The organism is Streptomyces sp. NPDC041205, assembly GCF_055591765.1.
Genome location: NZ_JBVIZH010000002.1, coordinates 1058019 through 1078207 on the forward strand (window position 1 = coordinate 1058019; position 20189 = coordinate 1078207).

At 72.6% G+C, this 20189-nt stretch carries 20 protein-coding genes; 12 read left to right on the top strand and 8 right to left on the bottom strand.

What is annotated here, in order from left to right:
• The first annotated feature begins 171 nt into the window (after positions 1-171).
• Complete coding sequence (locus tag ACZ6BG_RS11630; RefSeq protein ID WP_468999706.1) at positions 172-1116, top strand: class I SAM-dependent methyltransferase; 945 nt, start codon at positions 172-174, stop codon at positions 1114-1116.
• Here the strand turns inward: ACZ6BG_RS11630 and ACZ6BG_RS11635 are convergent.
• Complete coding sequence (locus tag ACZ6BG_RS11635; RefSeq protein WP_468999707.1) at positions 1082-1741, bottom strand: TetR/AcrR family transcriptional regulator C-terminal domain-containing protein; 660 nt, start codon at positions 1739-1741, stop codon at positions 1082-1084. The two genes, ACZ6BG_RS11630 and ACZ6BG_RS11635, sit on opposite strands and share 35 nt — an antisense overlap.
• A 38-nt stretch (positions 1742-1779) precedes the next feature.
• Here ACZ6BG_RS11635 and ACZ6BG_RS11640 point away from each other — a divergent pair, with 38 nt between their 5' ends.
• The 3 genes from ACZ6BG_RS11640 to ACZ6BG_RS11650 all read left to right on the top strand — a co-directional run bounded on the left by ACZ6BG_RS11640 (position 1780) and on the right by ACZ6BG_RS11650 (position 4850).
• On the top strand, positions 1780-3315 hold the full coding sequence (locus ACZ6BG_RS11640; protein WP_468999708.1) for an FAD-dependent monooxygenase: 1536 nt from the start codon (positions 1780-1782) through the stop codon (positions 3313-3315).
• A complete protein-coding gene (locus tag ACZ6BG_RS11645) occupies positions 3312-3845 on the top strand; it encodes a MarR family winged helix-turn-helix transcriptional regulator (protein ID WP_468999709.1) in 534 nt (177 codons plus the stop codon). Before ACZ6BG_RS11640 ends, ACZ6BG_RS11645 begins: the two co-directional genes overlap by 4 nt.
• Before the next feature lie 75 nt (positions 3846-3920).
• The gene (locus tag ACZ6BG_RS11650) at positions 3921-4850 is read left to right on the top strand and encodes a L,D-transpeptidase family protein (protein ID WP_468999710.1); all 930 of its coding nucleotides are present in this window, start codon (positions 3921-3923) and stop codon (positions 4848-4850) included.
• A gap of 301 nt (positions 4851-5151) precedes the next feature.
• Here the strand turns inward: ACZ6BG_RS11650 and ACZ6BG_RS11655 are convergent, their stop codons facing one another.
• The 3 genes from ACZ6BG_RS11655 to ACZ6BG_RS11665 form a co-directional block, all read right to left on the bottom strand.
• The gene (locus ACZ6BG_RS11655) at positions 5152-6498 is read right to left on the bottom strand and encodes a hypothetical protein (RefSeq protein ID WP_468999711.1); all 1347 of its coding nucleotides are present in this window, start codon (positions 6496-6498) and stop codon (positions 5152-5154) included.
• Positions 6498-7169 carry an RNA polymerase sigma factor gene (locus ACZ6BG_RS11660; protein WP_468451022.1) on the bottom strand — a complete coding sequence of 224 codons (672 nt, stop codon included), beginning with the start codon at positions 7167-7169 and terminating at the stop codon, positions 6498-6500. Before ACZ6BG_RS11660 ends, ACZ6BG_RS11655 begins: the two co-directional genes overlap by 1 nt.
• A gap of 327 nt (positions 7170-7496) precedes the next feature.
• Complete coding sequence (locus ACZ6BG_RS11665) at positions 7497-8315, bottom strand: hypothetical protein (protein WP_468999712.1); 819 nt, start codon at positions 8313-8315, stop codon at positions 7497-7499.
• A gap of 317 nt (positions 8316-8632) precedes the next feature.
• On the opposite strand from ACZ6BG_RS11665, the gene ACZ6BG_RS11670 reads away from it, so the two are divergent.
• Positions 8633-10066: an FG-GAP-like repeat-containing protein gene (locus ACZ6BG_RS11670; RefSeq protein WP_468999713.1), complete on the top strand. Its 1434-nt coding sequence runs from the start codon at positions 8633-8635 to the stop codon at positions 10064-10066.
• Between the two features lie 25 nt (positions 10067-10091).
• A complete protein-coding gene (locus tag ACZ6BG_RS11675; protein WP_468999714.1) occupies positions 10092-10586 on the top strand; it encodes a hypothetical protein in 495 nt (164 codons plus the stop codon).
• Between the two features lie 105 nt (positions 10587-10691).
• Here the strand turns inward: ACZ6BG_RS11675 and ACZ6BG_RS11680 are convergent, their stop codons facing one another.
• The 4 genes from ACZ6BG_RS11680 to ACZ6BG_RS11695 all read right to left on the bottom strand — a co-directional run bounded on the left by ACZ6BG_RS11680 (position 10692) and on the right by ACZ6BG_RS11695 (position 14793).
• Positions 10692-11387 (bottom strand): hypothetical protein, encoded by a 696-nt coding sequence (locus ACZ6BG_RS11680; RefSeq protein WP_468999715.1) that lies wholly within the window; start codon positions 11385-11387, stop codon positions 10692-10694.
• A gap of 114 nt (positions 11388-11501) precedes the next feature.
• Complete coding sequence (locus tag ACZ6BG_RS11685) at positions 11502-12005, bottom strand: hypothetical protein (RefSeq protein ID WP_468999716.1); 504 nt, start codon at positions 12003-12005, stop codon at positions 11502-11504.
• A 159-nt stretch (positions 12006-12164) separates the two neighbouring features.
• Positions 12165-12878, bottom strand: a complete 714-nt coding sequence (locus ACZ6BG_RS11690) for a DUF4328 domain-containing protein (protein ID WP_468999717.1) — start codon at positions 12876-12878, stop codon at positions 12165-12167.
• A 295-nt stretch (positions 12879-13173) separates the two neighbouring features.
• The gene (locus ACZ6BG_RS11695; RefSeq protein WP_468999718.1) at positions 13174-14793 is read right to left on the bottom strand and encodes a beta-N-acetylhexosaminidase; all 1620 of its coding nucleotides are present in this window, start codon (positions 14791-14793) and stop codon (positions 13174-13176) included.
• A gap of 406 nt (positions 14794-15199) precedes the next feature.
• Between ACZ6BG_RS11695 and ACZ6BG_RS11700 the strand changes: the two genes are divergently transcribed.
• From ACZ6BG_RS11700 to ACZ6BG_RS11725, 6 genes are all read left to right on the top strand, one after another.
• The gene (locus ACZ6BG_RS11700) at positions 15200-15841 is read left to right on the top strand and encodes a 2-oxo-4-hydroxy-4-carboxy-5-ureidoimidazoline decarboxylase (protein WP_468999719.1); all 642 of its coding nucleotides are present in this window, start codon (positions 15200-15202) and stop codon (positions 15839-15841) included.
• 148 nt (positions 15842-15989) lie between these two features.
• A complete protein-coding gene (gene sdhC, locus ACZ6BG_RS11705) occupies positions 15990-16370 on the top strand; it encodes a succinate dehydrogenase, cytochrome b556 subunit (protein ID WP_190114701.1) in 381 nt (126 codons plus the stop codon).
• 8 nt (positions 16371-16378) lie between these two features.
• Positions 16379-16873: a succinate dehydrogenase hydrophobic membrane anchor subunit gene (locus ACZ6BG_RS11710; RefSeq protein ID WP_087885611.1), complete on the top strand. Its 495-nt coding sequence runs from the start codon at positions 16379-16381 to the stop codon at positions 16871-16873.
• A 23-nt stretch (positions 16874-16896) separates the two neighbouring features.
• On the top strand, positions 16897-18651 hold the full coding sequence (gene sdhA, locus ACZ6BG_RS11715) for a succinate dehydrogenase flavoprotein subunit (protein ID WP_468451006.1): 1755 nt from the start codon (positions 16897-16899) through the stop codon (positions 18649-18651).
• On the top strand, positions 18651-19412 hold the full coding sequence (locus tag ACZ6BG_RS11720; protein ID WP_468451004.1) for a succinate dehydrogenase iron-sulfur subunit: 762 nt from the start codon (positions 18651-18653) through the stop codon (positions 19410-19412). The genes sdhA and ACZ6BG_RS11720 overlap by 1 nt, the downstream gene beginning before the upstream one ends.
• Before the next feature lie 152 nt (positions 19413-19564).
• Entirely contained in the window at positions 19565-20188 is a 624-nt protein-coding gene (locus tag ACZ6BG_RS11725) for a Uma2 family endonuclease (RefSeq protein ID WP_087885609.1), read from the top strand.
• Position 20189: the final 1 nt, after the last annotated feature.

The window sequence follows — 20189 nt, forward strand, 5'->3', positions numbered from 1 at the left end:
CGGGTAAGGTGAAAATCCGCTCGCGTTCACGGGGAATTCATCTTCCCGGACCTTCTCGGCCGTCCTGCGGATGTCCAAAAGCAGCATTGCGGCACGCGCCTTGACCACTTCCGGGGTATCCCCTAGTTTCCCCGGAAACTTGCGTCCGCAACAAGAGAGTGGTTTTCCCTCATGCCTGCTGCGCACGACATATCCATGCCGCCGCAAGAGCTCAGTGACGTTCCCGGCTGGTTCCCGAATCTTGATCAAATGCTGTTCGACTGGCTGCTGTCCCGGCAGGAGAGCCGGGGAGTTCGGGGCGATCTCCTGGAGATCGGCGTCTATATGGGCAAGAGTGCGATTTTCCTCGGCCACCATCTGGTCGACGGCGAGGGCTACACGGTCTGCGATCTCTTCGAGGACGAGGCGCCTGACGGGGCCAACGAGGCGGAGTCGAGGAAGTCCTATCCCACGCTGACCAAGCAGGCGTTCGAGCGGAACTACCTCTCCTTCCACGACGAGCTGCCGCGGGTCCTGCGCGGGCCCAGCTCGGTGGTGCCGGACGAAGTGCCGCCGAAGTCCTGCCGGTTCGTGCACGTCGACGCCTCGCACCTGTACGAGCACGTGCACGGCGACATCGGCGCGGCCAGGGACACCCTGCTGCCCGAGGGCATCGTGGTCCTCGACGACTTCCGCTCCGAGCACACGCCGGGCGTGTCCATCGCGGCCTGGGAGGCGGTGCTCAACCGCGGCCTGAAGCCGATCTGCCTGAGCTCCCAGAAGCTGTACGGCACCTGGGACGAGCCGGGGCCCGTACAGGAGGAGCTGCTCGACATGGTGCGGGAGCGGGATGACTGCCACCTGAGCGTGCAGGAGGCCGCCGGGCACCGGATCGTCCGGGTCAAGTCCAAGAAGGGCATGGCGGCGCCCGCGTTCCCCCCGTCACGGCACTACCGCGCGGCCACCCGGGCCGACGCCCCGGAACGTGGCCCCCGCTCCGCCGCCCAGTCCCCCGCGTCCGCCGACCAGCGCCCCGCCGCCGCCCGCTCCCGGGCCCGCTCCCGCGCCCGCCGCCTCGCCGCCGACCTGCTCCCGCCGGTCGTCACGCGGGCCGTGCGCCGGGGCCGAGCAGGGTGACGCCGACCCCGGCCACCACCGCCGCGAGGCCCGCCTCGAAGCCGTCCTCGTAGCCCCGGAACATCTCCTCGCCCGCGGCCGCCGCCAGCGGGTAGTCCTTCAGGCGCTCGGCGCGCGCGGCCAGGTCGTACCCCTCGCCGCCCTCCGCGCCCGGGCGCGGCCCCGTGGCCTGCTCCTCGATGACGTAACCGATGGTGTAGCTCGTCGCGGTCAGCAGGGCGCGGGCCGCCGCGCCCGGGGTGAAGCCCGCCGCGGCGAGGCGGCGCAGCTGGGCCTCCACGGGCGCCGCGTACGACGTGTCGGTGAAGTACGTGCCGCTGTAGACCTTCGCGCCGTCGCGGTAGCGCAGCAGCATGCGGCGCAGGGCGCGCATCGCCGTCGTGACGGAGGTCTGCCAGTCGGCGTCCGGGGCGCCCGCGAGCTCGGCCGCCGCGCCGCGCACCATCTCCGTCGCCATCTCGTCGAGCAACGCCTGCTTGTCCTTGAAGTGCCAGTACAGAGCCGGGGCCTTGACGTCCAGCTCCTTGGCGATGGCGCGCAGGGTCAGGCCGTCGAGCCCGGTCTCGTTCAGGAGGCCGAGCGCGACGCGCGCCACCCGCCGCCGGTCCAGTCGTGTCGTAGCCACCTTGACAACTTAACACCGTTAAGCGCAGGCTCGGGGGCATGGCACTTAACGACGTTAAGGCAATCCCCTCAAACCGCCCCGATGCCGTGACGACGACCGAGGTCCTCGTCGTCGGCGCGGGCCCCACCGGCCTCACCCTCGCCTGCGACCTGGCGCGCCGGGGCGTGCGCGCCCTCGTCGTGGAGCGGGCGGCAGGCCTCTTCCCCGGTTCGCGCGGCAAGGGCGTGCAGCCGCGCACGCTCGAGGTCTTCGACGACCTCGGGGTGGCCGGGGCGATCCTGGAGGCGGGCGGCGCGCCGCCGGTCGGCATGGTGTGGCGGGACGGCGTCCGGCAGGGCGAGTACCGCATGTTCGACGAGCCGGAGCCGGTGGACTCGGCGCCGTACGCGGGTCCGGTGCTCGTGCCGCAGTGGCGCACGCAGGAGATCCTGTACGCCCGCCTGACGGAGCTCGGCGGGTCGGTCGCCTTCGGCGCGGAGGTCACCGGGATCGCGCAGGACGCGGACGGGGTCACGGCGGACCTGGCGGGCGGCGGCACGGTCCGCGCCGCTTACGCGGTCGCCGCCGACGGCGGCCGCTCCGCCGTGCGGCGCGCGCTCGGCATCGGCATGACGGGCGAGACCGTGGACCCGCAGCCCATGCTGGTGGCCGACATCCGCATCGCCGAGGACGCGCTCGACCGGGACAACTGGCACGTGTTCCCGCCGGCCGGGGCCCACCCGTCCGAAGGGGCCGCGAGCGGCGGCGACTTCGCGGCGATCTGCCCGCTGCCGGGGATCCCGGACTTCCAGCTGGTCGCCCGGTTCACGGGCGGCGCCGAGCCCGACCTGTCCCCCGACGGCGTACGCGCGGCGGTGGCCGCGCGCACCCATCTGACCGCCGCCGACGTCACCGAGGTCCGCTGGGCCTCCGACTTCCGGCCGCGCGCCGCGCTCGCGGACGCCTTCCGCGCGGGCCGCGTCTTCCTCGCGGGCGACGCGGCGCACGTGCACTCCCCCGCGGGCGGCCAGGGCCTCAACACCAGCGTGCAGGACGCCTACAACCTGGGCTGGAAGCTGGGCGTGGTGCTGCGGCACGGGGCGGACGCGGGGCTGCTCGACACGTACGAGGAGGAGCGGCGCGCGGTCGCCGCGCGGATGCTGGACCTGTCCACGCGCATCCACCACGGGACCGACCGGCGCGGCACGGCCACCCGCCAACTCGGCTTGGGCTACCGGGACTCGCCCCTCTCCCTCGATACGCCGACAGCCGACGTCGAGACCTCGACGGCCGCCCCGGACACCACCCCGCGAGCGGGCGACCGCGCCCCGGACGCGCCGCTGGGCTCCGGACGCCTCTTCGACGCCTTCCGCGGCCCGCACTTCACACTGCTCGCGGTGGCCACGGACGCGGAACTCCCGTCACTGAGGGGCGACTTGACGCACGTACGCCGCACGGACCGGTGCGCCCCCTACGGTCCGGGCCTGCATCTGGTCCGCCCGGACGGATACATCGCCTGGACGGGACAGGACGAACAAGGCCTCAGGAAGTATTTGACCTCAACTAAACTTGAGGTCCTAAGTTCGAGGGCATGACGAACACGAATGCGAACACGACCGCGACCGCCACCTCGGCCACCGCCCCGAAGAAGGCCCCCTTCACCCCGTCCCACAGCGACGCCGACCTGGTCGACCAGCCCATCGGCTACTGGAGTTCGGCGGCGGGCAAGGCCGTCGTCCACCACATCCGCACCATGCTCGCCGAGAACGGGCTGACCCAGCCCCAGTGGTGGATCCTGAACCAGCTCACCGGCCACGAGAACGGCCGCGGCCGCAAGGAGGTCGTCCAAGTCCTGCGCGGCTACCTGGAGTTCGGCGAGGGGCCGCTGCACCACGACATCGACTCCCTGATCGGCCGCGCGCTGATCACCCAGGACCCGGACGTCGCGGACGCCCCGCTGTTCCTCACCGACGCGGGCGCGGAGCTGCGGAACAAGGTCGCCGCGCTACAGGAGAGGACGCGCGCGGAGATCCACGAGGGCATCGACGACGCGGACTACGTACGGGCCCTGAAGGTGCTCCAGCGCATGATCCACAACGTGGACGGGCAGGCCTGGCACCACTGACGCAGGCTTCCCAACCATTCGCTGATGGGAAACACTTCGGGGAGTGTTGTCCGGTGGAGCGGTGTGGGGGATGCGATGAGCAGGGACGCGATAGCCAGGGGACGCGCGGCGGCGGGAGCCGTCGTCGCCCTGGCCCTGGCGTGCGGGTGCACGGCGCAGGCCGTGGAGACGGCGGGCAAGGACGAGAAGTCGCCATCCACCCGCCCCTCTTCGGCCAACTCCTCGCCCACGCCGAGCGAATCACCCCTGAAGAAGATGAAGTCCCCGGTGTCGCGGGCCGAGTTGCCGCAGTCGAAGACCCCGGACCTGCCGTCCACACCGCCGCCCCGGCCGCGCACCAGCACCCCGCCGCCCCCGGCCCCGCCGGAGCCGGGACCGGTCGTCCTCGCCCGCGGCCAGGACGGCAGGAAGGTGCGTGAACTCCAGGCGCGGCTGCGGCAGATCGGCTGGTTCGGGCAGCACCCGACGGGGGCGTACGGACCGGTCACGGCGACCGCGGTCGAGGGCTTCCAGGGCAAGCGCGGGCTGCTGCGCACCGGCGCGACCGACACCCGCACCTGGGACCGGCTGCTCGCCATGACGCGCGAGCCGACGAAGGCCGAGCTGTACCCCGACGGTGGCATGCCGCCCGCGAAGCCGGACCGGCGCTGTCTGACCGGCCGGGTCCTGTGCATCAGCAAGGAGAGCCGCACGCTGACCTGGATGATCGACGGCAAGGCCGTCACGACGGTCGACGTGCGCTTCGGCTCGGAGTACACGCCGACGCGCGAGGGCGAGTTCCAGGTGTTCTGGAAGAACCGCGACCACGTCTCGACGCTGTACGACACCCCCATGCCGTACGCCATGTTCTTCAGCGGTGGCCAGGCCGTCCACTACTCGTCCGACTTCGCGGCCAGGGGCTACAACGGCGCCTCACACGGCTGCGTGAACGTACGCGACAAGAAGGGCATCGCAGGCCTGTTCAAGCAGGTCAGGACGGGCGACAGGGTCGTCATCTACAAGTAACGGCGACCACCGACAAATGCCCCCAAGACGCGCCGAAACCACCAATTGAGCAACCACAGCGGCGAGCGATTCGGTCCGCGAGAGCGGCGCCGGTCCAGGCGCGAGATGGGGCGCGGGCGGGATCGGGGGAACGTATCCCGCCCGCGCCAGTGGCACTGAGCCGTAGGTACGGGGGGAACCCCGGCTCGTGCGCAGCCGATGACCAGTCGGCTCACTTCTTACTGCGCCGCCGATTCGGAAAACGTCACACCCTGGCGGTGCGGCCTGGGTCACACCTTCGTGGCGGATGCACGGAGTGCGGTCAGCGGACCGGCAGGGCGCTGTACGAGGTCGAAGGGCGCGGCAGCGGGGCGGGCAGCATCACGGGCGGGGTGTGGCCGCCGGAGCCGCCACCACTGTGTCCGTCGCCGGGGCCGTGGTCCCCACCGCCGTTGGGCCCGTCCCCGTCGCCCTGACCGGCGTCGCCGCCGCCGTTGTCGCCCTTGCCGCCGCCCTTGCCGTTGAGGACGCGCTCGCAGAAGCGCTGGACGCGCTCGGCGCCGCGCGCGGCCTCTTCCAGGCGGCGGCGCTTGTCGCCTTGGAGCGCGCCGCTGCGGTAGTCGCGGCAGGCGGAGATCACGCGCTTGCGCCACTTCCTGGCGTCGCCGCGCTGCTCGCCCTCGCCCGTGCCGGGGCCCGGGCCCGTGTCCGGCTTGTCGGCGGTGTCCTTGTCGCCGCCGGTGCCCTCGGTGCCGCCGGGGGTCTTGGTGTCCTCGGGCGGCGCGCTGCTCCTGGGCGGCTCGGACGGGTCGTCCTCGGGGGCGGAGCTGACGTCGTCGGGGACCTCGTCGGGCGGGTCGACGGCGTCGTCCGAGGGCGTGCTGAGCGGCTGCTCCGGCGTCGCCACCGGGGACGCGCTGGTGGCGGGCCCCTGCTCGCTGCGCGTGAACGGCGAGGGGATCACCCCGGCCCCGGCCGCGACGGCGACCCCACCGGCCATGCAGGCGGCGAGCGCGGCGGCCACCCCGAGGCGGACGGGGCGCGCCCAGCGGGTGGGGCGGGGGGTGGTGCGGCCGATGCGGACGGTCTGGTCGGTCCGGTCGCGCTGGTCGGTCCGGTCGGTCCGGTCGGGGGGAGTCGCCAGGGCGGTGGGAGCGCCGGGTGCGCCGGGGGCGCGGGTGTCGCCGAACGCGCCGGGGTTGGCGGGGGCGACGGGGCTGATGTCGGTCGGGGCACCGCCGGGCGCGCCGGACCCACTGGGTGCGCCGGTACCGGAGGCGCTGGGCGCACCCGAGACACCACCCGCACCGGAGGCGCTGGGCACACCGGAGACTCCAGCCGCACCAGCCGCACCAGCCGCACCAGCCGCACCAGCCGCACCAGCCGCAGAAACCTCCCCAGAAGCACCAGGGACCCCACCAGCCCCCCGCGCCGCGCGAAACGCCGCCAGCGCCCCCGCCTCTCCGGGCAGTTCGGCCTTCGCGGCGGGGGTGGACGCGGGAGCGGGGCCGGAGGGGGTCGAAGGGGTGGTCGCGCGGAGGGCGATCAGGGCCTCGGTGAGGCGTTCCGCCTGTTCGCGCTCGTGATCGCCGATGCCGTCGAGCCGCTCGCCGCGGAGCAATCGCTCCGCCGCATCGCGGTCCAGCCACTTGTACTGCTCGTCGGCCATCACATGTCCTTCTGCGTCCGCGTACGCGAATGCGTCACACACGGGGACGGTGGCACCGCACGTCCGTGCGGGTCAGGCTGCGGGGGTACGGCACCGAGTCCGCGCCCCTGCGCGGGGTCGTCGGCGCCCATCAACTCGGCGAGGCGCTTGAGGCCGCGGTGGGCCGCGGTGCGGACCGCGCCGGGGCGCTTGCCCAGCGTCTCGGCGGCGCTCTTGGCGTCGAGGCCGACCACGACCCGCAGCACGACGGCCTCCGCCTGGTCCTGCGGGAGCTGGGCTATGAGGGCGAGCGCGGCGCCGGTGGAGAGGGACTCGATCGCCTCCCCCGCGGTGTCGGCCGCGCCGGGCTTGCCGGTCAGCTCCGTCTCGTCGCCGCCGATCGCGGGGCGGCGGCCGCGCATCCGGATGTGGTCGAGGGCGCGGTTGCGGGCGATGCGCGCGGCCCAGCCGCGGAAGCGGTCCGCGTCGCCGCTGAACCGGTCGAGGTCGCGGGCGATCTGGAGCCACGCCTCGGACGCGACGTCCTCCGCGTCGAGGTCGCCGACGAGCGTACGTACGTAACCGAGCAGCCGCGGGTGCACGGAGCGGTACACAGTCCGGAACGCGGTCTCGTCCCCGTTCTGTGCCGCAAGCACGGCGGCGGTCAGCTCAGCGTCGTCCTCCCCCTGCACTGCGTGCCCCTCTGCGCCTGGCCAGGCGCCGCTCTCACGGGTCTGTCTTCTCGCGGTCGTGCGCCGCTGCACCGCTCACGGTGCTCGGGTCGGAGGTCGCGTAGGTGGGTCGCAACGCGGCGCGAACCTGCACGCTACGGCGTGAAACCGGTGCGCGTCCATGTTTGTACAACACGCAACTAGCGGGTGACGCATCGCGGTGTGACAGAAAACGCACCCGGGACGCAGAAGGGAGTACGGACCGCCACGCGGTTCGTACCGTGTGACGGCCGGGGCCTCTCCTGTGGGGGGTGGCGGCCCCGGCCGCTCACTCGCCGGCGGTGCGGCTCAGACCTCGAAGAGGTCGGCCCCCGCCGGTCCCCCGAACTCGCTCGCGTCGACGACCTCGGCCGCGGGCGGCGTCGCCACCTCGAACGGCTCGTTGTAGTCGGACAGCTTGAGGACCCGGCGCTCGCCGCTGTCCTCGGCCTCGTAGGCCGTGATGCGGTGCTCGCCCTCGGCGGCGACGTACATGACGTTCTTGTCGCCGCGCTCCACGTCGACGACCGGTATGACGTGCCGGCCGTAGCGGTACGTCGGCCGCTCGGCGCGGACGGTGCCCTCGAAGTCGTCGTCGCCGAGCCCGTCGACCGCCTGGGACAGACTCCCCAGGTCGCACATGCCCTTGGAGAAGGCGACGTTGTCCGTCGGCATCCGCAGATACTTGCCGCGGACCAGCGCGACCCGCTCCCTGATGGCCGCGGCGGCGGCCGGTTCCTCCGCCTCGGCCTGGGCGAGCAGGCCGTCCAGCGAGGCCTCGGTGAACCGTATGTGCGTGGCGCCGCCCTTGACCACGAGCAGCTCGCCGCGCTGTCCCTGGCCGCCGTCGAACGTGCCCGTGCAGTTGGAGTGCCGGTCGACGCGCAGCGAGACCTCGATGCGCTGGGCCGTGCCCGCGGTCGCGGAGCCCTTGGTGATCGCGGCGTTCAGACGCAGCGACCGCGCCGACTCCAGCAGCCGCATGCCCTCCGTCGCGAGCCGCGCGCCGCGCGCCTGGTCCGGCGGCAGCTGCTGCTCGAAGGTGCCGTCCAGCCGGACCGGCTTGTCGTCGGCGCCGCAGGCCGTCAGCGCGGACGCCGTCGCGGCGGCCACGAGCACGGCGGCCACGCCCCGGGGCCGGCTCCGGCGCCCGCCGCGCCGCGTCCCGTGCCCCGCTCCGAGCCCCACAGTCCCCACCCGTCCCGCCGACCTTTCCCGTTTCCGACCGCGCGCCCAGGCGCCCACGTGTGCGCATCCGCGTTCTCACGCGTTTCTCATGCGACCCGTCCCATGAACCCTGCGTGGCCGTCCACCTGGTTGTCACACCAGGGCGGTGAGGGAAAGGTCACGCGACATTTCGCCCCACCCTGTACAACCCTTCCGCTCTCCGGACAGTCATACGAACTCGCTGATTCACCAGGAGCTCATCAGAGGGGTTGAGGCATTTGAGCCTGCGAAAGGCGCACCGCGGGGCGTGGCTGGCCGTCGGGGCGGTCGTGCTCGGCGGCACCGGAGTCATGGCGGGCACGACGGCGCACGCGGCCGACGCCGCTCCCGCCGCCCCCACGTCCGACTTCGACCGCGACGGCACCGCCGACCTCGTCGTGGCCACGCCGCGCGCGTCCGGGTCCAAGGGGTCGGTGACCGTCGTGCCGGGCGGCGCGGGCGGTCCGGCGGCGGGGAAGAAGAAGACGCTCACGCAGTCGAGCACGGGTGTGCCCGGCGTGAGCGAGTCGGGCGACCAGTGGGGCGCGGCCACGGCCTGGGGCGACATCGACGGCGACGGCAACGCGGACCTCGTGATCGGCGCGCCGGGCGAGGACGACATGTCGGGCCACAAGGACCGCGGCGCCGTGACGATGCTGTACGGCCCGAAGTTCACGTCCGGCACGGACATGCAGTTGTCCGAGGACTTCGCCTACGGCGGCGCGCGGTTCGGCTCGGCGGTCGCCGTCGGCGACTTCGACGCCGACGGCAAGGCGGACGTGTTCGCCGCGGCCACGGGCACGGGCGGCAGTTGGTCGGCGCGGTTCGCGGCGGGCCGCGAGACGGCGGGCACCGTCACGTCCGGGGACCGGGCCATCGCGTACGCCGACGCCGCTTCCGGCGACTTCAACGGCGACAAGTACGCCGACGTGGCCCTCACCTACCGCGACGCGGCCGGGCAGGGGAAGGTCGTCTGGTTCAAGGGCACCCGCTCCGGGCTCAGCCGCGTGAGCACGCTGACGGCCAAGGGCGGCCGCGCGGTCGCCGCGGGCGACGTGACCGGCGACGGCCGCGACGACCTCGTCATCGGCCAGCCGTACACCTCGGAGTCCGGCGCGCACGCGGGCGGCCAGGTGACGGTGGTGCCCGGTACGTCGTCGGGCCTCTCCTCGGCCGGCGCGACCACGGTCCACCAGGCGAGCCCCGGAGTGGTGGGCGCGGCCGAGGCGGGCGACGCGCTCGGCTGGTCGGTGGCTGTGGGCGACGTCGACAAGGACGGGCACGCGGACGTCCTGGCCGGTGCGCCGGGCGAGGACATCACGCGCGCGGACAAGTCCCGTACGGACGCCGGAACGTCACTGCTCTTCAAGGGCACCGCGTCCGGCCTGACGGGCGCGGGCTCGCTCGCCGTCAGCCAGGACGAGCCGGACGTGCCCGGCTCCACCGAGTCCGGCGACCGGCTCGGCTCGGCGGTCACGCTGGCCGACTTCGACGGCGACGGCCGCGCGGACCTCGCGATCGGCGCGGACGGCGAGGACGAGGGCGCCGGCACGGTCCTGCAACTGGACACCGACGCCTCGGGGGCGCCCGTGCTCAAGAGCGGGGTCTACTACGGGCGGACGCAGCTCGGTACGCCCGCGACGGCGCACCTGGGCGAGGCCCTGACCCCCTGACGGGTCCTCCCCGTCAGGGGTGCCCTTGAGCGATCACGGAGCGGGCGGTGCCGACACGGCCTCGGGAGGCCGGGGCCGTGGCACCGCCCGCTCCAGTGCGTCGAAGGCCCGGTGGACCAGCTCGCGGTGGCCGACGGCGGCCTCGTCGGCGCCGGTGCCCGCGAGCTGCCGCCGTGGCGTACGCCGTGCGGTACGCCGCCATCGTCAGGGCGGCGGTGAGGCGGGGGTCGTCCCCCGGCGCGGCGGGGTCCTCGCCCGCGGCCTCGGCGAGGGCCGCCGCGAGGGCCTCCTCCAGTTCCTCCAGGGCCTCACGGGCGCGGGAGCGCAGCGCGGGCGAGTCGAGGACGACCCGCCAGAAGCGCGGGAAGGACTCGCCGACGGCCCCGAACGGGTGCCGCTCGTCGAGGAGTTCGAGGGCGCGGCGGCGCAGGGCGGCGAGCGGCGTCTCGTCCGGGCGGACGGGTACGTGGCATGGGCGCGGACGCCGGGGGCGAGGCGGGGGCCGCGCCGGACGAGTTGACGGCGGCGCTGTAGCGCTGGCTGGGCAAGCCCGCGCACCGACCCGCGCACCGACCCGCACACCCACCGGCACGCGGGGCGTGTCCGCGCCCCCGTCGGACAGGCCCTAGTCCGACCCCGACGCCCCAACCCCCGACCGCCGCGACCGCGACACCACCGCCCGCAGCACCCGCCGCCCCTCGGTCGACACGTCGAGCACCTGGCGCAGTCCGCCACCGGTGCCCGCGCGGCCGCCGAGCAGCTCAAGGACCCGTACCTGGCGCCGGAGTTCGGCGGCGACGAGCGGTGACACGCCGTCGTTCCCTGCGTCCAGGAGCCGGTGGATCTGCAGGGCGGCGGCCGAGCAGCCGTCGGCCCAGGCCCGCAGGGAGTCGGCCGAGCGGGTGGCGGGGACGGCGTCGAGCATGCGCCGGGCTAGGGCGACGGCGTCGGAGTCGGAGTCGGCACCGGCACCGGCACCGGCACCGGCACCACGGGACCCAGCAGCACCACCGAACGCACCGGACCCACCGGCCCCGAGCGCCCCCCGCACCTCCCCCAACGCCCCTTCCCACGCCGTACCGTCGGCGAGGCTCACCCACAGGGGGCGAAGCACCTGGTCGTCGTCGCCGAGCAGCGGCAGGCAGCGGTCGAGGCAGCCGAGGCCGCTGGCGGCCAGGGCGGTCTCGTCGGCCAGGGCGATGAGGTCGACCAGGCTCGGCTGGCCGGTATCCGACGGTCCGGCGGCGCGGAGCGCGCTATCCGGCCATGCGTCGCCCGCCCGCACCCGCGGGTCTGAACTGGGCAAAGGGCTCGTACTCATGACGTACGCCGTCTCCTGTCGCGGACTGGGCACCTCCGCATGCCCCACTTGCCCTTACTGCGTACGGAGGCTCAGTAACGTCACAGCGGCCGGAATTCGACGCCGCCGGGCAGGCTACTGCGGGAACACCCCGAGCCGGTCGAGAAACCGGAAGAACAGTTCCTCCGCGGACGGTTCGGGGGCTGCGGTGAGGACGTCGAGGAGCGCGGCGGGACGTGCGGTGCGGCCCGACTCGGCGGCCCAGGCGACGGCGCGCTCGGCGGCGTCGCGCGGCTCCAGGAAGTAGTCCTCGACGGTCAGTTCGTCCTCGCCGAGGTACCCGGCCATCGCCTCGCGGGCCAGACACGTCGTCCACGCGCCGCTCTCCGGCGCCGCCGCCTCGACGACCACGCAGTCGCTGTCCAGGACGTACCCGAAGAGCGCGGGCGCCGCCGTCTCCCGGGCGAGCGCGTTCATGTTGCCGACGTCCACCGAACCGTCGCCCGGGCACTCCCAGACCTGCCAGCCGTCGGGCCGCGCCTCAAGGAGCGTGAGCCGGTCGCGTACGCCCGCCACCGCGGCGAACTCCCCGAGCGGCCGCGTGCTCCTGCCCACGACGTAGTACCCCCAGTAGCCCATCTCCGTGCCCCCGTTGTGCTCGAACCGCTGTTTCCGGCTTCCGGCCGAATACACCACAGGGCGCGTGCGTGCGCCACCGAAAGCACGGATCAGGCACAGCACACGCGGATGATCCACGCGTTCGGCCACGGGTGATCCACGCGACCGGCCGCGGCCGGGCTAGGCGAGGTGCCCCGGGCCGGAGCGCGCCATCGCGTCCTGCATCGCGGTGAGACGGCGCACGAAGAGCATCGCCACGACGGCGGCGGCGATGTTGATGAGGTCGGAGGCCATCAGGGAGACGACGGCCTGCTTGATCTTCTCGGGCTCCTCGGCGTTCGCGTACTGGCGCGAGGCGATCTGCCCGAAGATGCCGGTCGTCAGCCACAGCGTCCACCAGGCGTTGAGGAGCGTGCGCCGCTCGTTCCGCACGCCCGCGCCCGGCAGCCAGCGCTCGCCGGAGCTGGCGTCCCAGATGTCGACGGCGATCCGGCGCGGGAACCACAGGTTGGCGATCGGCACGAACCAGCCGCCCACCGCCCAGCCCCGCGACTTGCTGTGCGCGTCCGGCGCGAACACCTCGGCGTTCACCCGCACCCGGTGGAACCAGCACAGGAAGAGGACGACGGTGCCGAGCATCACCGCGCCCTGGAGGATCCCGGAGACGCCGTACAGGGTGTCGGCCCGGTCGAGGCGGTCCTCGGTGACGGCGCTGTAGTCCCCGTCGAGCACATCGCTCACGACACCGAAGACCCCGCCGCCCGCCCACAGCGAGAACAGGTCGGCGGCGATGCCGGCCCCGAGGAGCGCCACCGTGGCGTTCGCGAGGCCCGCGGGCGACTTCAGCCAGGCACCGGGCCCGGGGGCGGACGGCGGCGGCGGGGCCGAAGGCATGAGCGGTGGCGTGTACGACATGACGGAGCTGTCCCCCACGGGTCGAGATCGGATGAGCGCTGCGAGAGCGCGGCCGCCGCTCACACCCCTCCCCGGGCGTCGGCGCGGCACGACCGGCGCAATGTACGCGTCAACGACAGGGGTGTCCACTCGCGGATCATTCGGAACTCGCCGGAGCATTCGCGGCCAAAGGGGCGGCAAAAGGGGCGCCGGAAACCCCGTGCCCGCCGGTCCGGGCCGGTCTGGTCCGGGCCGGTCTGGCCCGGCCCGGTCTGGCCCGGCCCGGTCCGGGCATTCAGCGCGCGGGCCGCTCCACCTCGCCCGCGAGCCGCACGAACGCCTCCCACGGCCGCGTCGGCCCCCGCTCGTCCCACAGCTTCTGCGCCGTCGCCCGCAGCGGCAGCCGGACCCCGCGCGCCACCTGCTCCTGCGTCTGCGATCCGGCGAGGTCGCACCACACGGCGAAGGTGCCGCCGAGTATCCGGCGGTCGTAGGAGGCGGGGACGGGGCGGGTGCCGCGCAGGACCAGGGGGGTCCACTGCTCGTAGATGCGCTGCCCGGTGGGGTACTGGAAGTCGTTGGGCTCGCCGAGGACGTAATAGAGGTACTCGTCGTTGTAGTTGAGCACGTCACGGCCGTCGCGCAGGTACTCGACGGGCTCGCGGGCGCCGATCTCCTTGCCGGTCCAGTACGCGACCTCGACGCGGTCGTCGACGCGGGTGACGCCGTCGCGGAAGAACCCGTCGTTCCAGGCCCGCACCTCCCGCCCCGGGCCCACCGCCTTCGCGCGGTCGTTCAGCCACGCCGTCGCCAGGTCCTGGACGCGGGCGTCCGGGCCGACGCGGTCGCGCGCGGCGGCGGCGAGCCGCGGGTAGGAGGCCTCGGGGTCGCTCCGGGTCAGCGCCTGGTACTCGTCGGCGCCGAGGTGCCAGCGGGCGCCGGGGAACAGCTCGTCGTACTCGCGCAGCAGGTCGTCGACGATCTCGGCGGCCTTCGGCTTCGCTATGTCGACGGCGCCCCGCGTGGCCACGCCGCGGCTGTCGCGCAGTTGCAGGTCGGGGTGGGCGGCTATGACCGCGCCGAGGTGTCCGGGCGAGTCGATCTCCGGTACGACGGTGATGTGCCGCTCGGCCGCGAGGGCGACGATGCGGCGGACCTGCGCCTTGGTGAGGTGGTCGGCGGAGACGACTTCGGGGTGCGAGTCGGAGGCGATGCGGAAGGCCTGGTCGTCGGAGAAGTGCAGGCCCATCTCGTTGTACTTGAGGTCGCCCAGCTCCCGGATCCGGTCCTCGATCCACTCGGCGGAGAAGTGCTTGCGGGCGATGTCGACCATGAAGCCGCGGCGCGGCTTGGCGGGCCGGTCCCGCACGACGCCCTCCGGGGCGCTCCTGCCGCCCGCCACCTCCTGCTTGAGGGTGCGGGTGCCGTAGAAGACCCCGGCCTCGGCGGGCGCGGCGACGCGCACGGTGCGGTCCTCGACGGTGAGGGTGTACGACTCGGGGCCGCCGCCCCGCCCCCCGCCCCGGGACAGTTCGAGGCGCACGTCGCCCGCGCGCGGCTTCGCCTCGCCCGCGTACCGCAGCCGCAGCTCCCGGGCGAGCAGCCGCGCCTCGTCCGCGAGGACCCGGTCCCCGACGACGACCCGGCCGCCGTCGCCCGGCCGCCAGCCGGGGCCACGGGCGGGGGTGTGCTCGCGGACGGCGGGGATGGTGGCGGGCGCCTCGGAGAGCGCGTACGACTTGGTGGGCGCGGGCGAGCGCGGGGCGGGCTCGGACGCCGTCGCCGTCCCTGCCGTGCGGCCCCCGTCACCGGAGCCGCCTCCCGTGCCGGATCCGTCGGGCCAGAACCCGACCGCGAGGGCCACCGCCCCCGCCGCGACGATCCCCGTGCCGACGGCGAGGCGCCCCCGGATCACGCCCCACCACCCACCGACACGCCCACCGAGCGAGAAGCGGCGGCCGGACCCGCCCCCGGATCCGCGACCGCCGCCACAGCGGCCACCCCGGAAGACACACCTGCCGCCCCGGAAGACACACCTGCCGCCCCGGAAGCACCCACCGCCCCGGAGGACACCTCCGCACCCGCCACGGCCGACACGCCCGCCACGCCGGACATCACCCCCGCACCCACCGCGTCAGAACCCGCCACCGGACCCACCGCACCAGAAGTCAGAGCCTCCATGCCCCCACGCTAAGCCCGGCCCGACGCCGCCCGCTCGTCCACCCCACGAGGGCTCGCGCGTCCACCGATCAACCCCAAACTCTCCCATTCGGGTGAAATCCGGGTGCCTCACGGACACCTCTCTCCCCACCCCGCTAGCGTTGCCCCAGACCTCGCGCCGGGATCCCACCCCGCGCCGGGACCACCCGACACCCGCTGCTCTGTGCCGAGGAGCTCCCCTGCCGCCGCACCGCGCCATACCGGACGCCCTGAACGCCGCAAGGCCCCAGGACGCCGAGCGCACCCTGCTGACCTGCTGCGGGAGCCGTCACTGGGCCCACCGCGTCGCCGCCCACCGGCCCTACCCCGACCTGGAAGCGCTGCTCGCCGCCGCCGACGAGGCGGCCTACGACCTGACCCCCGACGACCTCGCCGAGGCCCTGGCCGCCGAACCCCTGGAGCCCTCGCTCCCGCCGGGCAGCGGCTACGAGGCCGCGGCCACCGCCCTGCGCGCCGCCACCGCCGCGTACGAGAGCCGCTTCGGCCACGCCTTCGTGGTCTGCCTCGACGCCGTCGCCCCCAGCGAATCCCTCGACCACCTGCTCGCCTCCATCCACGGCCGCCTCGGCAACGACCCGGAGGAAGAGCGCGCCGTGGCCGCCGAGGAACTGCGGCGCCTGGCCCGCGGCCGCCTCACCCGCCTGGTCCACGCCCAGGCCGCGCCGACCGCCCAGGACCACCCCGTCGCGCCCCCGGCCCGACGCGGCGAACCCCGTCGCGATAGCCCGTACGTACCAGTTTGATTGCCTGTTTGATCACACCCGAGGACCCGGGGCGGGGGAGCCGACAACTCGTCGATACGATGACGAGCGGCCGGTGGACCGTACCCGGCCGGGCTCGTCCGACAGAGAAGCCGGCCGGCCCCAATCCCCGCTCCCGGAGGGTTCTTCCGTGCCGGCTGGAACGCTGTACCGCGGCCGGGAAGGCATGTGGTCATGGGTGGCTCATCGAGTCACCGGTGTCCTCATCTTCTTCTTCCTGTTCGTGCATGTCCTCGACACCGCTCTCGTCCGCGTCTCCCCGGAGGCGTACGACGATGTCGTGGCTACCTACAAGACGCCCCTCGTCGCGCTCCTCGAGTACGGCCTGGTCGCCGCCATCCTCTTCCACGCGCTCAACGGCCTGCGCGTCATCGCCGTCGACTTCTGGTCGAAGGGCCCGCGCTACCAGAAGCAGATGCTCTGGACCGTCGTGGGCATCTGGGTCGTGCTGATGGTCGGCGCGCTCTACCCGGTCCTCGGCCACGCCGTCCGTGAAGTATTCGGGAGCTGAGGCCAGACATGTCCACTGACACGACCGTAGAGAAGTCCGGCGGCTCCGGCGTCGGCCCCGTCGAAGACGTCTCGCTGTACGACGTCGACCACCCGGCCCCCCTCATCGAGGCGCCCCGCAAGCGCACCTCGAAGACCCCGCGCGCCACGCGCGGCAACTTCGAGATGGCCGCGTGGCTGTTCATGCGCCTGTCCGGCGTCGTCCTCGTCGTCCTCGTCATCACGCACCTGCTGATCCAGCTGGTCCTCGACGGCGGCGTGAGCAAGATCGGCTTCGCGTTCGTCGCCGGCCGCTGGGCCTCGCCGTTCTGGCAGGTCTGGGACCTGCTGATGCTGTGGCTCGCGATGCTGCACGGCGCGAACGGTCTGCGCACGGTCATCAACGACTACGCGGAGCGCCCGAACACGCGCCTGTGGCTGAAGGGCCTGCTGTACACCGCCACGGTGTTCACCATCCTGCTGGGCACGCTGGTGATCTTCACCTTCGACCCGAACATCCGCTAGGCACGGGGCTGAGGTAACCACCCATGAAGATCCACAAGTACGACACCGTCATCGTCGGCGCGGGCGGCGCCGGCATGCGCGCCGCCATCGAGGCGACGAAGCGCAGCCGCACCGCCGTGCTCACCAAGCTCTACCCCACGCGTTCCCACACAGGCGCGGCGCAGGGCGGCATGGCCGCCGCGCTCGCCAACGTGGAGGAGGACAACTGGGAGTGGCACACCTTCGACACGATCAAGGGCGGCGACTACCTGGTCGACCAGGACGCCGCCGAGATCCTGGCGAAGGAGGCCATCGACGCGGTCCTCGACCTCGAGAAGATGGGCCTGCCGTTCAACCGCACCCCGGACGGCACCATCGACCAGCGCCGCTTCGGCGGCCACTCCCGCAACCACGGTGAGGCGCCGGTGCGCCGGTCCTGCTACGCCGCGGACCGCACGGGCCACATGATCCTCCAGACCCTCTACCAGAACTGCGTCAAGGAGGGTGTGGAGTTCTTCAACGAGTTCTACGTCCTCGACCAGCTCATCGTGGAGGAGGACGGCGTCAAGAAGTCGGCGGGCGTCGTCGCGTACGAGCTGGCCACCGGCGAGATCCACATCTTCCAGGCGAAGGCGGTCGTGTACGCCTCCGGCGGCACCGGCAAGTTCTTCAAGGTGACGTCGAACGCGCACACCCTGACCGGTGACGGCCAGGCCGCCTGCTACCGCCGTGGTCTGCCGCTCGAGGACATGGAGTTCTTCCAGTTCCACCCGACCGGCATCTGGCGCATGGGCATCCTGCTCACGGAGGGCGCCCGCGGTGAGGGCGGCATCCTGCGCAACAAGGACGGCGAGCGCTTCATGGAGAAGTACGCGCCGGTCATGAAGGACCTCGCGTCCCGTGACGTCGTGTCCCGCTCCATCTACACGGAGATCCGTGAGGGCCGCGGCTGCGGTCCCGAGGGCGACCACGTCTACCTCGACCTCACGCACCTGCCGCCGGAGCAGCTCGACGCCAAGCTCCCGGACATCACCGAGTTCGCGCGCACCTACCTCGGCATCGAGCCCTACACGGACCCGATCCCGATCCAGCCGACCGCGCACTACGCCATGGGCGGCATCCCGACGAACGTCGAGGGCGAGGTCCTCAGCGACAACACGACGGTCGTCCCCGGCCTGTACGCGGCCGGCGAGGTCGCCTGTGTGTCCGTGCACGGCGCCAACCGCCTGGGCACGAACTCGCTCCTGGACATCAACGTCTTCGGCCGCCGCGCGGGCATCGCCGCCGCGGAGTACTCCGAGAAGGCCGACTTCGTCGAGCTGCCGGAGAACCCGGCGGAGCTCGTGGTCTCCCTGGTGGAGCAGCTGCGCGACTCCACGGGCACGGAGCGCGTCGCGGACATCCGCAAGGAGCTCCAGGAGACGATGGACGCCAACGTGATGGTGTTCCGTACGGAGCAGACCATCAAGACGGCCGTCGAGAAGATCGCCGAGCTGCGCGAGCGCTACAAGAACGTCTCGGTCCAGGACAAGGGCAAGCGCTTCAACACCGACCTCCTGGAGGCCATCGAGCTGGGCAACCTGCTCGACCTCGCCGAGGTCATGGCGGTCTCGGCCCTCGCCCGCAAGGAGTCCCGCGGCGGCCACTACCGCGAGGACTTCCCCAACCGCGACGACGTCAACTTCATGCGCCACACCATGGCGTACCGCGAGGTCGCCGACGACGGCAAGGACTCGATCCGCCTCGACTACAAGCCGGTCGTCCAGACCCGCTACCAGCCGATGGAGCGTAAGTACTGATGGCAACTCCGACGATGGACAAGGTCGAGGCGGACGCCGCGGCCTCGTCCCACCTCATCACCGTCACCTTCCGGATCCGCCGCTTCAACCCGGAGATCTCGGCGGACGCGGTCTGGGAAGACTTCCAGCTGGAGATCGACCCCAAGGAGCGGGTCCTCGACGGTCTGCACAAGATCAAGTGGGACCTGGACGGCACGCTGACGTTCCGCCGCTCCTGCGCGCACGGCATCTGCGGCTCGGACGCCATGCGCATCAACGGCAAGAACCGCCTTGCCTGCAAGACCCTGATCAAGGACATCAACCCGGCCAAGCCGATCACGGTCGAGCCCATCAAGGGCCTCACGGTCCTGAAGGACCTCGTCGTCGACATGGACCCGTTCTTCCAGGCCTACCGCGACGTGATGCCCTTCCTGGTCACCACGGGCAACGAGCCGACCCGGGAGCGCCTGCAGTCCGCCGAGGACCGCGAGCGCTTCGACGACACCACGAAGTGCATCCTGTGCGCCGCGTGCACGTCGTCCTGCCCGGTGTTCTGGAACGACGGCCAGTACTTCGGCCCGGCCGCGATCGTCAACGCGCACCGCTTCATCTTCGACTCGCGCGACGAGGCCGGTGAGCAGCGCCTGGAGATCCTGAACGACAAGGACGGCGTGTGGCGCTGCCGCACGACGTTCAACTGCACCGACGCGTGCCCGCGCGGCATCGAGGTCACGAAGGCGATCCAGGAGGTGAAGCGGGCGCTGATCACGCGCCGCTTCTAGCTTTTCGGCTCGGCCTGCGTGAGGGCCCCGCACCCGGTTTCCACACCGGGCGCGGGGCCCTCACTCGTTCTGGTGAACGATTCGGTTCCGGATGCCCGAGCCTGGTTCGTCCTACGATGATGCTCTCGACCCCAGCCCCTAGGAGGCACGCGATGTCCGCCGCCAGCGTCGAGCAGCCTTTCGAGGACGAAGAGCCGTTCTCCCTCACGGCAATCGCAGACGAGATCATGGAGCGCCATCCGGGCTACCGCGTCGAGATCATCGGAGGCCATCTCCTCGTGACCCCCTCACCGGATGTCCCGCATGCCCGCGCCCTGACCACGCTCATGCGCCCGTTCTTCGACGCCGGGCTGGACGACGTCGATGCCGAGGTCCTCCAGAACGTCGGGCTCTGGCTCCCCACCGGCACCGAGGACTACGCCATCCCCGATCTCGTGATCGTGGACGCCGACATCGACGACCACTTCGTCGAGAACAACGCCTACGACCCGGCCTGCTTCCGGCTCGTCCTGGAAGTCACCTCCAGCAACTGGAAGGACGACCTAAAGACCAAGGTCGCCGCCTACGCCGAGGCCAACGTCCCCGTATATGTCGTCGTCGACCGCAAGCACCAGCGCCTGCACGTCCTCACCGAACCCACCGACGGCGAGTACGCGAACCATCAAGTGCACGCCTCCGGCCAGGTGGTCGCCCTCCCCGACTCGATCGGCGTCAAAGTGTCGCTGGACGTGGCGGTGATCCTCAAAGCGGCCCAGCCCAAGCGGCGCACCGACTGAA